The sequence below is a fragment of the Burkholderia sp. AU16741 genome (assembly GCF_002223345.1).
Lineage (GTDB): Bacteria > Pseudomonadota > Gammaproteobacteria > Burkholderiales > Burkholderiaceae > Burkholderia > Burkholderia sola.
On sequence record NZ_NKEZ01000011.1, the window covers coordinates 828,333 to 840,389 of the forward strand.

At 69.2% G+C, this 12,057-nt stretch carries 10 protein-coding genes; 3 read left to right on the forward strand and 7 right to left on the reverse strand.

What is annotated here, in order from left to right; translation table 11 throughout:
• Positions 1–76 precede the first annotated feature (76 nt).
• The gene (locus CFB89_RS35610; RefSeq protein WP_006405345.1) at positions 77–211 is read left to right on the forward strand and encodes a hypothetical protein; all 135 of its coding nucleotides are present in this window, start codon (positions 77–79) and stop codon (positions 209–211) included.
• A 253-nt stretch (positions 212–464) separates the two neighbouring features.
• Here CFB89_RS35610 and CFB89_RS32810 read toward each other — a convergent pair whose 3' ends face one another.
• The gene (locus CFB89_RS32810) at positions 465–1,652 is read right to left on the reverse strand and encodes a YncE family protein (protein ID WP_089471582.1); all 1,188 of its coding nucleotides are present in this window, start codon (positions 1,650–1,652) and stop codon (positions 465–467) included.
• 616 nt (positions 1,653–2,268) lie between these two features.
• On the opposite strand from CFB89_RS32810, the gene CFB89_RS32815 reads away from it, so the two are divergent.
• Positions 2,269–4,704: a PEP-utilizing enzyme gene (locus CFB89_RS32815; protein WP_089471583.1), complete on the forward strand. Its 2,436-nt coding sequence runs from the start codon at positions 2,269–2,271 to the stop codon at positions 4,702–4,704.
• Positions 4,705–4,775: 71 nt separating this feature from the next.
• Here CFB89_RS32815 and CFB89_RS35615 read toward each other — a convergent pair whose 3' ends face one another.
• Positions 4,776–5,432 (reverse strand): hypothetical protein, encoded by a 657-nt coding sequence (locus CFB89_RS35615; protein WP_256979833.1) that lies wholly within the window; start codon positions 5,430–5,432, stop codon positions 4,776–4,778.
• A 3-nt stretch (positions 5,433–5,435) separates the two neighbouring features.
• Here CFB89_RS35615 and CFB89_RS32825 point away from each other — a divergent pair, with 3 nt between their 5' ends.
• The gene (locus tag CFB89_RS32825; RefSeq protein ID WP_089471584.1) at positions 5,436–6,416 is read left to right on the forward strand and encodes a helix-turn-helix domain-containing GNAT family N-acetyltransferase; all 981 of its coding nucleotides are present in this window, start codon (positions 5,436–5,438) and stop codon (positions 6,414–6,416) included.
• Between the two features lie 201 nt (positions 6,417–6,617).
• Here the strand turns inward: CFB89_RS32825 and CFB89_RS32830 are convergent, their stop codons facing one another.
• The 5 genes from CFB89_RS32830 to CFB89_RS32855 all read right to left on the reverse strand — a co-directional run bounded on the left by CFB89_RS32830 (position 6,618) and on the right by CFB89_RS32855 (position 12,045).
• Complete coding sequence (locus tag CFB89_RS32830; protein ID WP_050016590.1) at positions 6,618–6,947, reverse strand: H-NS family nucleoid-associated regulatory protein; 330 nt, start codon at positions 6,945–6,947, stop codon at positions 6,618–6,620.
• 324 nt (positions 6,948–7,271) lie between these two features.
• Entirely contained in the window at positions 7,272–8,621 is a 1,350-nt protein-coding gene (locus CFB89_RS32840; RefSeq protein ID WP_089471585.1) for a reverse transcriptase family protein, read from the reverse strand.
• A 325-nt stretch (positions 8,622–8,946) separates the two neighbouring features.
• Positions 8,947–9,702 carry a histidine utilization repressor gene (gene hutC, locus CFB89_RS32845; protein WP_089471586.1) on the reverse strand — a complete coding sequence of 252 codons (756 nt, stop codon included), beginning with the start codon at positions 9,700–9,702 and terminating at the stop codon, positions 8,947–8,949.
• Positions 9,703–9,752: 50 nt separating this feature from the next.
• Complete coding sequence (locus CFB89_RS32850) at positions 9,753–11,246, reverse strand: aromatic amino acid ammonia-lyase (RefSeq protein WP_089471587.1); 1,494 nt, start codon at positions 11,244–11,246, stop codon at positions 9,753–9,755.
• Between the two features lie 7 nt (positions 11,247–11,253).
• Positions 11,254–12,045, reverse strand: a complete 792-nt coding sequence (locus CFB89_RS32855) for an ABC transporter ATP-binding protein (RefSeq protein WP_089471588.1) — start codon at positions 12,043–12,045, stop codon at positions 11,254–11,256.
• Between the last annotated feature and the right edge of the window lie 12 nt (positions 12,046–12,057).

Consider the following 12,057-nt stretch of genomic DNA (forward strand, 5'->3'; position numbering starts at 1 on the left):
CGTGCTCCGCTCACCGACCGAGCGGCGAACGCCGTGCGGCACGCATTCACTTCATCACGCATTCGAGGAACACACGATGGCCCGCATCGGCGCCTTCTGCATCACGACGTGGCTCGCCGCCGCGATTCTCTACTTCGGCCAGCACTCCGTCGCGATGATCGCGCTCAGCGGCGTCGTGGTTTTCGGCGGGTTCGATCTGCTGCGTCCGTAACGGCGGTCGCGCGGCCCGGTGTGGTCGCACCGCGCGCCTTTCCGCACGCATCCTCATGTGCGCGTCGCCGGTCCGCCCACCCCTTCGACCCTTGAAGGAGCGCATGCCGCTCACGACCGAACGGCCCGCACAGTTCCGTCGTGATCCGCGCCGCCGGCTTGCGCGATCGACCACGCTTCGTCGAGTCGCGCGATGATGTTTTCCGCTATCTCACGGCTGAGCCGCAAGCCGCCGACAAGACCCGCCACACGCGTCAGCGCGGCAACGTCCTCAACGAAGACGGGCCGCCCGTCAGCGCGATCCGCTTGCCCGTGTCGCGCAGCCTGCCGCCTTCGACCGCATACAGCGCAAGCTGCCGTTCGACGTTGAACTGCACGATCACGTGCCGGCTGTCGGCGGTAAACGCGATGCCTTGCGCGGCTTCGCCGCCCGGCACCTCGTTCACCTTCACGGCCTGCCCGTCGCGAATTTCGAACAGCAGCACCTTGCCGCACTTGTGGCGGCCCGGGTTGTCGGCCGTCAGGTTCGAGCCGTCCATCGCCTGCACCGCGATCCACTTCCCGTTCGGCGAAATCGCGACGCCTTCCGGCAGCGACGGCACCGTCAAATACTGGACCGTGCGGAACGGCACGCGCGACACGTCGATCAGCGCGACCGAATCGGCGTCGCCCGCGAGCGTGCCGGTATAGCCCGGCAGCCCGGCGAGCCCGACGTTGCTGACCACGGCCCAGCGGTTGTCGCTCGACACGTCGATCGTGTAAGGCGCGACGCCCGTGCTCAACCGCGTGCCGCTGTCGGTCACCTTGCCGTCGTCGACGTTCAGCACCGCGATGCCCTGCTCGTCGCGCAGCGACACGAGCGCATGCTTGCCGTCGTGCGTGAAGCTGATCCCGGCCAGCCGCTTCTTGCCGATTTTCAGGTTGCCGTCGAGCGTCACCTGCGTGCCGTCGATGCGCAGAATCGACACGCTGCCGTCGACGTTGGCGACGAGCGCGAGCCGGCCCGAGCGATCGATCGCGATCCCTTGCGGATGCGTGCCGAGCTCGATGCGCGTGATCGCGGGCGGCGCGCTGTCGAGATTCACGACCTGCAGGAACGTGTCGAATACGAGCTGCTTCGCGGCCGTGTCGTAGCGCGTCGGCGCGCCGACCAGCGCGAGCTTCGCATCGGGCGTGATCGCGACGGCCTGCGGCGGCCCCTGGATGCCGTTCTCGACGTCGACCTGCAACGCGACCTTCGGGGGGAACGTGCTGGCGTCGAGCAGCGTCAGCGTGTCGGCGGGCGGGGAAGGCAGATAGGTGTCGCGGCCCTCGACGCGCTGGTACTTGCCGTCGTTGCCGGACACGATCCAGTCGGCGGCATGCACGGCGACGGTCGTCGTGGCGAGGGCCAGCGCGGCGAGCAGGCGCGCGCTGCGCAGGCGGAACGGGTTCGAATGCATGGCGGTCGGTTCTCCGGATCGGTTGCGGACGCAATGGATTGCCGACCCTGCTGCCCGACGGGCCGGCGCCATCGCATGATGCCCGAAAGCGCGCGAGCCCGGCGTCGCGCACCCGGTGCGGCTCCGTCAAGCCATGCGTCGCGAGCCCGGCGACCGCTCGACGATGTCGTCGAGCCGATACACCGGCCTGCGCGAGCCGTTCGTAGCGGAATAACCCGTAGTCCGAACCGGTCACGCCGCGGCTGTCGCATTCGGGACGGCTTGCGAACCGCCCGTCGCCATGAAGGATTTTTTCACTGATTCGTGGTTCGAATCAATTTTTACCCAGGCCGCCCTTCGCCTTTCATGTTCTTCCGTCGAATCCTCGTCTGATGAATGTCGGCGACATGATTCTACGTTCTACGCTTGCGGCCCCTGTATGCCTGCGATGCAAATGTTCAATCGGCTCGCGCATCGAAAAAACCGAGACCGGAACACGCGGTAAATCGAAGTAAATCGACTCGCGTAGAATGCCCGACCATCCATCCGAGCGGGGCCACGCTTCCATTCCACTCGCACCGGACAATACCCACAAAAACCGCGGCAATCGCGACGATCGTCGACCGACGAAGCCTTCATGAGCCAACCGATCCTGTACCTCCTCGCCGGCAACGGCAGCGCTGCCGACTGGTGGGACGACGCGCTGCCCCACTTCCGGCGCTATCGCCCCGTGCCGCTCGAACTGCCGGGCTTCGGCGATCATCCCGCGCCGCCATGCGAGGATCTCGCCGCGTATGCGCAGGCGCTGCTCGACGCGACCGAACCCGGGCACGCGATCATGGCGGTCGGCGTGAATGCGCTGGTGGTCCTGCATGCGTTGCAGCGGCGCCCCGGCCACTTCGGCCGCAGCGTGCTGCTTGCCCCGGTCGGCGCGTTCCTGTGGGAGCGGCGCCTGCCGAAACTGATGGCGCCGAAGCCGCTGCGCAAGACCATCCACTGGCTGCTCGCGCACTACCCCGCGCTGTTCGCCCGCCAGTTCTCGAACCGGACCTGGACGCCCGCGCAGTATCGCCGCATGGGCGCCGGCTATGCCCGTTGCCGCGCGTTCCTGCCGCACTGGGATCTCGTGCGCGCCGATACCGCGCTGCCGCTGCTCGAGTGGGTCGCCGATCGCATCGAACTCGTGTGGGGCGACCAGGACGCCGTGCTCGGCGTCCGTCAGGCCGCCGCGTGGTCGGCGATCCTCGCGCGCGCCGACCTGAGCGTGACGCTGCAGCCCGGCTGGGGACACTATCCGTGGATCGATGCGCCGGCGGCGTTCGCGCGGTGGCTCGAAGGAGGCGACACGGGCTTCGTCGCGCATACCAAAGGCGGGCGCCTCGCGCTGGCCGCGATGGCCGGGCTGCCGGTGCCGCCCGCGCTGTCGCTGACTGCCGCCGACGATCCGCGCCTGCCCGGCTTTCTCGCGAGCCGTCCGGACGCCGGGTGGGCGATCCGCTCGTCGAGCCATGGCGAGGACCAGGCCGACGCGGCGAACGCCGGCCTGCATACGACGTTCCTGCGCGTACCGGCATCGCAAGCCGCCGCGCGCGTGGCCGAACTGCTCGATGGCGGCCTCGAGGAAGCCGTCGTGCAGCGCTTCATCACGCCCGTGCTGTCGGGTATCGCGTTCGTGCGCCATCTCGCGGTCGAAGTCGAATGGGTCGAAGGCCACCTCGAAACGCTCGCCGACGGGCAGGCCAGCCCGCAGCGCGCGATTCTGTCGCGGCTCGGCGAGCCGTGGCAGCGCGGCACGTTCCCGACCGCGCACGGCCTGAGCGCGCGGCAGCTGTGGGACTTTCTGCAACGCGTGCTGCGCGCGTTCCATTACGTGCCGGGCGACGTCGAATGGGCGTGGGACGGCGCGCAGCTGTGGCTGCTGCAGTACCGTCCGATCAGCACCTACGGCTGGCATCGCCACCTGACCGCCGCGAACATCGCCGAGATCCTGCCGCCGCAGCCGAGCCGGCTCGTCGAATATGCGCAACGGCGGGCGGCCGGCAGCATCCCGGCCATCATGGCGCGCTGGGATGCGCGCGTGCTGCGCGACAACGAACCGTTCACCGCGCTCTATGGCGGCGCGTCGTACATCAACAACGACCTGTTCCTCGCGCGTCTCGCGGACTGGGGCGTATCGGCCGCCCACTACAGCGGCGAGATCGGCGGCGCGACACCGCCGCTGCGCTGGCGACCGCTGCGCCTGCTGCGCGCGTTGCCGGTGTTCTGGCGCATGCTGCGCGTCGCGCGCGGGCATCTGACGACGCTCGCGCGCGGCCTGGAACGCTTCGACCGGGAGCTGGCGACGCTCGTCGAACGGCGCGCCGACGGCCAGCAACTGGCCGACTGGTTCACGCGCTTCTACGTGTTCGTCGTGCAGGGCAACCTGTGCATCGCGTCATCGCTGGCGAGCAGCGGCGGCACCCTGTGGGGGCGTCCGCCGACCGCGTACGGTCAGCTCGACGACAGCCCGCACCGCCTGCCGTGGGAAACCGATCCGGGCACCGCGCGGCCCGCGGCCGCCGACCTGCCGCTGCAGGCGTTTCCCGACTGGCCGCTGCCGGTCCGCGTACTGCACGCGCTCGGCGCGCCCGGCATGCGCGGCTGGTATCTGCAAGTGCGCGAGTGGTATCGCGACAACCTGATGCGCGTGTTCTTCCGCCTGCATCACGCGATGCCGGCCGCCGACCGCGACACGTGGTTCGCGCCTCACCCCGAGCGCCGCGATCGCAACGACAGCTTCTGGCAGGACGGCAGCGAAGGCACCGACGAGGCCGCCGGCTTCATGATCTATCCGGGTGACATGCAAGGCGTGCTCGGTCGCGACATCCTGCTCGAAGACACGCTCGACCCGGGCCGGCACGCGCAGTACCAGGCCGCCCGCGCGGTGATCGCGCGCATGGGCGGCCGGCTGTCGCACGGCGCGACGCTGCTGCGCGAACTGCGCAAGCCGTCGGCCGTGCTCCCGCGCGTCGATGCGGCGTGGGTCGGGCACGAAGTGCGGCTCAGCGACGGCCGGCTGACGCTCGTCGAATAGGGCGCGCGCCGGCTCGGCGATCCGGCAACCGCATCGCGCGCAGCGGCTGCCGCCTGCCGAATCGGTACGCATCAGCGCAGCGGCGTGCGGATTTTTCCGTCGACCTTCAACGTGCGCCGGTCGCGCGCGGCCTCGTATTCGACCGTCTGCGCGGGCGTGACCGCGCCATAGGACCGGCCGTTCACATAGACGGCGCCGTCGCGCAATTCGACCCGGTCGCCGTTGACCGTCGCGGTGGCCCGGTCGCCCTGCAGCACGGCGCCCGAACAACCGGCGCTCGATAAGCTGCGGACCGACGTGCCCGGCGTCGCGCCGTTCCCGCCGCCGGGGTCCGCCGCATGCGCGGCGCTGCACGGCGGCGCATCCAGGGTGCCGGCCGCATGGAGCGGCGCCGCCCCGATGCCGCTCCCGGCAAACAATGCGATCGTCATCGGCAGCAGCTTGTTCATCATGATCTCCGGGGCTCGTAGCCGTCGATCGACGGTCGATCGGCGCCCTGCTGGCAGGTCGGGCAACACCGACCAGTATGCGACCACTTCGCCGCGCGCGGCCATCCGCTTCAATACCCGTCGCGACACCGCTGTCCGAGCCAGCTCCCCGCGCTTCGCCCATTCGGCCACCGGCAGCACGAAAGCCCCCTCCCGCAACCGCTCCTCGTGAAAATCCGCCTTGCTCGAGTTGCGACTCGCAACTATTATTGATTGCGATACGCAACCGTTCGGGAGCAAGCCATGGACCTCATCGACGCACCAGCCAAGCCGCGCGACGCGACGATCCTCGAGCTGCGCGACTTCTCGCGCAAACTGGTGCGCGAGCTCGGCTTCATGCGTGCGACGCTGGCCGACAGCGACTGGGCGCCGTCGGCGGTGCATGCAATCCTCGAGATCGGGATGGCGCCCGGCATCAACGCGAAGGATCTCGGCGCCATCCTGCGGCTCGACAAATCGAACACGAGCCGGCAACTCGCACGGCTCGAAGCGGCGGGTATCGTCGAACGGCGCGTGTCGAGCGAGGATGCGCGCGCGATCGAGCTGTACCTGAGCCCCGAAGGCAAAAAGCTCCGGAATAGAATCGACACGTTCGCGACCGACCAGGTGTCGAATGCGCTGCGCCGCATGATTCCGGCCGACCAGCAGGCGCTGCTGCGTTCACTGGCGCTGTATGCCGATGCGCTCGCGCAGGACAACGCGGCCAGGCCGCCCGTCGCGGCCGCCGATGCGCCGTCGATTCGCGACGGCTATCAGCCGGGCTGCATCGGCGACATCGCGAGCCTGCATGCACGCTTCTATGCGGAGCACTGGGGTTTCGGCGCGTTCTTCGAACAGCGGGTGGCGACCGAGCTGGCCGCTTTCGCGGGCGCGCTGCCGGCCGACGGCAAGGCGCTGTGGCTGTGCGAGGAAGACGGCCGGACGCTCGCGTCGCTCGCGATCGACGGCGACCCGGCGACGGGCGTCGCGCACCTGCGCTGGTTCATCGTCAACGACGCGTTGCGCGGCTCGGGCGTCGGGCGTCAGTTGATGACGCTGGCGATGCGTTTCGTCGACGAACACCGGTTTCGCGAAACCTACCTGTGGACGTTCAAGGGGCTCGATGCCGCACGCCATCTGTACGAGTCGTTCGGCTTTGCGCTGACGAGCGAGTCCGCGGGCACGCAGTGGGGAACCGAGGTGGTCGAGCAGCGCTTCAGCCGGGCGGGGCCGGCTGGCGGGTGAGATCGGCGGAAAACGGTGGGTAATGCGCGGAAAACGGCAAGGAAGCGGGAAAGGAAAACGTCGATCCGGTGCGGCGGCGCGGCCGGCGATGTCGCGATCAGGCCGGACACCGAATGAACGACAGCGGGCCGGCGGGGAATCGCCGTCCGGCCCGCCCTAGCGAACCGGACGGCGCCGGACGGCCTTGCGGCACGGTGGGCGTCAGCCCTGATCGTCCCCGGGCCACCAGGTCCTGGCCTCGCGGTCGACGGCGAGCGTGTCGAGATCCTTGCCTTCGAGCCATTTCGGCCGCGGGCCGCGCCCCGACCACGAGCGGCCGGTCGACGGATCGTAGTACTTGGCGGGCGCCTTGCGCTTGCGCTGGACGATGTAGCCGAGCGCGCTCAGCACTTCCTGCTGCGAAATTCCCAACAGCTCGACCTGTTCCTTGAAGGCCGCGAGCGCGGCTTGCTTCTCCTTCTGCTTCGCCTCTGACAGCTTGATGTTCAGGTCCCGAAGTTGTGCTTCGAGTTCCTGCAGGGCCTGGGTCATGTATTCATCCTCTTTGGGCATGTTTTTGCAAAAAGCTCCGATGGCCGAACCTACCACGAAGTTCCGCCAATAGGGGCTGTCAAATCGGTGAATCGTCCACCTGAGCCGGCATGATTTGCGCGATGTGCACCAAACGACGTCGTGCGTCACTGACAGGCAGGACCAGGCCGGCAACGGGTGGCACGCCGCGTACGCCTGCACGGGACGAACGGCGGCGGCAAGTGATTCGCCGCACCTGACAGGGCGCGGCATGGCGCGAATGATAGCAGTGCGCGGCGCCGTGTTGCAGAAGTCGCCGATCGGAGTCGATGCGGGCCCGGCGGTTCAGCGGTCTTCGCTGCCGGCCTCCCATGCAATCCGGTCGAACAGCGCGCGCAGCTTCGCGCCACGCGCCGCATTCAGCGCCGTCGCGTGCGCGACGCGGCCGGCCAGGTGCGCGCGGAAATCCGGATGCGCGTCGCGATTCTGCGACGCCGGGCCGTGCCGGATGCAGTTGGTCAGGATCGCCTTCAGGCGATCGAACGTGTCGCGCGCGAGGTTCGGATGACGGTTGACGACCACGCCGGCCAGTTGCTGCCGCGTGCCGCGCCGCATCACCCGCGTCTTGCGCCATTGCAGCGCGAAGCCTTCCTCGAGCGCGATCGCGGCAACCCGGATTTGCAGCCGCTCGATGTCGCGCGCGAGCGCCCCGCCACCGGAAAACGCGAGATCGTCCGCATAGCGCGTGTAAGTCGCATCGAGCGAACGCGCGAGCGCGGCGAGCCGCATGTCGAACCGGAACGCGCACAGGTTCGCGAGCGCCGGCGACGTCGGCGCACCTTGCGGCAGATGCCGTTCGCGATAGCGCTGGCGGCCGAGCCAGTCGAGCCGGTCGCGCAGGTCCGGCGCGAGCAGCCGCGCCGACGGCACGCGATTGGTGCACAGCCCGGCGAGCGTGCGCGCGACTTCGGCCGGATACCCGAGCGTCGCGAACAGCGCATGGACGCGCGCGGCGCGCACGGACACGAAGAAATCCGCGAGGTCGAAGCGCACGACGACGTCGCGATCCGCATGCGGCGCCGCGAACGACACGATCCCGTGCCCCTTCCGAAAACCGTGCACCGCGCCGTGCGGCGCGATGCGATCGAGCAGCCCGTGCAGGATGCGGCGCTGCGCTTCGCGCAGCCGTCCCTTCGGGATTTCGACGAGGCGGCACCCGCCGCTGCGCTTGTCGACCGGGACGTACGTGTAGTGATGCAGCGGCGTGGCGCTGCCGCGCGCATCGACGCGCCAGTGATCGGACAGCCAGTCGAGTTCCGGTGTGCCGATGCCGAGCCAGCCGGCGAGATCGCCGGGCGTCGGCCATTGCGGCACGTCGCAGCCGGCGAGCGGCGCGGGCGGCGGTCGCTGGACCAGCGGCCGGCGCACGACGCGGATCGTCACCGGCCGACGGTCGCCATACCATGCACGCACGAACGCGGGCGCGTCGGCGAGGACCGCCGCGAGCGCGTCGGTGTCGGTATCGGCCCAGTTCGCGGCGAAGCGGACGAGCGCAAGATCCGCGCATTCGTGCGTCCACGGCGGCGCGTCGCCGAGCACGGCCGCCATCCGCGCGACGACGCCGGCGCGCTCGGGCGAACCGGCGAGCATCGCCTCGGCAATCGTTCGGATGGTGTCGCGCAGGGATGAGTACATGGACGGAGCCGGGCGGGACGATGAGCCAACGTGGCTGGTGCTGCGAGCGCCGTCGTTGCGCAACGCGCAACATGCGCGCTTGCGACGCATCGGCGTATCGATCTGATCCACGGGGTAGCCCCGTGGTCCTGGAACATCGACTGCCTGTTCCGGGGGTGTGCTTGACCCACCGCCCCGCGTCGCGACTTTAAGCGGCGACGACGCCAGGTGTCAAATCGAGCCGGACGATGCGCGATGCGCGGCGGCGGCGCGCTGCGCCCGCCCGGTTCCCCGACGCTCCCGGCCGATGCGGCAAACGGCCCGCTCCGCCCAGGCCCCTGCTTCCCTACATGTTTCCCGCCAGATGAAACCGCGACGCCGGATGCCACAGCCTGACCGACGTGGCGACCTGCTCGCCCACCCACGTCCGGCGTCGCAACAGCAAACACGGCTCACCGATTTCCATCACGAGATGCCGGCGCACCTGCGCATTGGGCTTCTCCGCGTAGATCTGGAACTCCGCACGCTGGATCGGCGCCAGTCGCACCATGTAATGATTCGGCGTCTCGAGCGTGAAGTCCTGCTCCAGATACGCGGGAAACAACGCCGGATTGACGTAGCGATCCTCGAACTGGATCGGTTCGTCCTCCTCGTAATGCACGATCCGCGAATGAAACACCGGCCCGGCGCGCAGTCCGAGCGCGTCGATCCCGTCCGGGTCGACGCTGCGCTCGATCATCAGCACGCGCGCACTGTGCCGATGGCCGCGCTCGGCGATCTCGTCCGCGATGTTGCGGATCTCCAGCACCGTCGACTCGTAATGCCGGCGCTCGACGAACGTGCCGGCACCCTGGATGCGGGTCAGCACGCGCTCGGCCGTCAGTTCGCGCAGCGCGCGCGACACCGTCATCCGGGCCACGCCGAATTCCTTGACCAGTTCCGCCTCGGTCGGGATCGCGGCGCCGGGCTTCCAGTCGCCCTTCGCGATCCGCTCGACGACGTAGCGCTTGATCTGCTGATAGGCCGGCAGCGCCCGCGCCGGTACGGTGTCGGCCGATGCCGACGCCTGCCGTGCGGAAAGTTTGCGTTCCGTTTCGCTCATGCGCCCTCGACCGGATGAATGTGGGGCAATCGGCCCGTCCTTGACCGTCGTCACTGCAACGACGGCGCCGCACCGGCGACGATGCCGGCCGCGATCGCGATATCGTCCGCGAGCGGCCGGTCGTCGTGATACGCCGGCACGCGTTCGCGCACATGCCGCCACAGCGCGTCGGTCGACGCGGCCCGCGCCGTTCCGGCCGGCTGCAGGTCGTACGCCTGCGCGGCCGCCAGCAGTTCGATCGCGAGCACGCGCGTCGTATTCTCGATGATGTCGAGCGCCTTCAGCGCGGCCGGCGTCGCGTGACACAGGTGATCTTCCTGCAGCCCCGACGTGATGCCGCCGTCGAGGCTCGCCGGCGCGGCAAGCCGCTGATTCTGCGCGACCAGCGCGACCGCCGTGTACTGCGCGATCATGAAACCCGAACAACTGCCTCCCGGTGCGGCAAGAAACGCCGGCAACCCGCTGACGAGCGGATTCACGAGCCGGTCGAGACGCCGTTCGGCAATCGCCGCGACCTGGGCCATCGCCGCCGCGAGGCTGTCCATCGCGAGTGCGATGCCGGCGCCGACCGCATGCGCCTGCGAATGCACGGCCGGCGCCTCCCGCGTGCCGGCGACGATCGGATTGTCGGTGACGGACGCGAGTTCGCGATCGACGACCTCCGCCGTGACGTCGAACACGTCGCGCGCCGCGCCGTGCACGTGCGGAATCGTGCGCAGGCTGAGCGGATCCTGCGTATGCCGGCCGCTCGCCGCGGCCAGCATGCCGCTGTCCGCCAGCAGCGCACGCAAACGGCCGCCGACCTGACCGATACCGGGCGAAATCCGCAACGCGAGCGAAGCCGGATCGAATGCGGCGAGTTGCCCGCCGAGATTCTCGAAGCTCATCGCCGCGATCCAGTCGGCCCAGTCGAGCAACCGCTCGGCGCGCGCCAGCGCGAATGCCGCCAGCCCCGTGACGCACGGCGTCCCGTTGACCAGGCTCAACCCCTCCTTCGCGCCGAGAACGAGCGGTGCGCGGCCGATGCGCCGCAGCGCCTCGTCGCCGCGCATGCGTTCGCCTCGCAGGCGCGCATGGCCGTGCCCGACGCAGACGAGCGCGACGTGCGCCATGTGCGTCAGGTACCCGACCGAGCCGTGGGCCGGCACTTCGGGCAGGCAATCGTGCTCGAGCAGCGCGACGAGCTGTTCGACGACGTCGGCCCGGACGCCCGAATGCCCGTGCGCATAGTTGTTGATCGCGGCCGCGATGATCGCGCGCGTTTCGGCCGCGCCGAGCGGCAGGCCGACGCCCACCGCATGGCTCATCAGGATGTTGTGCGACAGCGTGCTCTGCTGGGCCGGCGATACGATCACGTCGCACAGCGCGCCGACGCCGGTATTGACGCCATAGGCGCGAATCCCGCGCGCAACGATCTCGTCGACGAGTTCGCGAGCGGCCGCGACGCGCGCGCGCGCATCGTCGGCCAACGCCAGCGGCTCGCCGGCCGCCACCGCCGCAACCTGCCGCCAGTCGAGCGGCTGCGCCGCACGGAATACGGTCATGGCAGCCTCAGTTCGCGGTGCGGTCGTGGTGGCTCGACACGAATTGCCGGAAGCGCTCGGAGGTCTGCCCGCCGAACACTTCGTCGGGCGTACCGTCCGTATCGACCTCGCCCTGATGCAGGAACATCACGCGATTCGACACGTGGCGTGCAAAACCCATTTCATGCGTGACGACCAGCATCGTGCGCCCCTCCTCCGCCAGCGAGCGCATCACGCGCAGCACCTCGCCGACCAGCTCCGGGTCGAGCGCCGACGTCGGTTCGTCGAACAGCATCACCTTCGGATGCATCGCCAGCGCGCGGGCAATCGCGACGCGTTGCTGCTGGCCGCCCGACAGGTGCGCGGGATAGTAGCCGCGCTTGTCCGCGAGACCGACGCGTGCGAGCAGCGCCTCGGCCTCCTCCACCGCTTCCGCGCGACTGCGCTTCTGCACGCGCAGCGGCCCCTCGACGAGGTTGTCGAGCACCGTCATGTGCGACCACAGGTTGAAGTTCTGAAACACCATCCCGAGCTGCGAGCGGATCCGGTCGACCTGGCGCCGGTCGCTCGGATGCAGCTTGCCGTCGCGCGCGCGCTTCATCGCCAGTTCTTCGCCCGCGAGCGCGACGGAGCCGTCGTCGGGCGTCTCGAGCAGGTTCAGGCAGCGCAGGAACGTGCTCTTGCCCGATCCGCTCGCGCCGAGGATCGAGATGACGTCCCCCTCGTGCGCGTCGAGCGAAATGCCCTTCAACACGTGATGATCGCCGAACGACTTGTGGATGTTTCTGACCGACAGCGCAACGGGAGCAGTGGTGTTCATCGGATTCTCTTT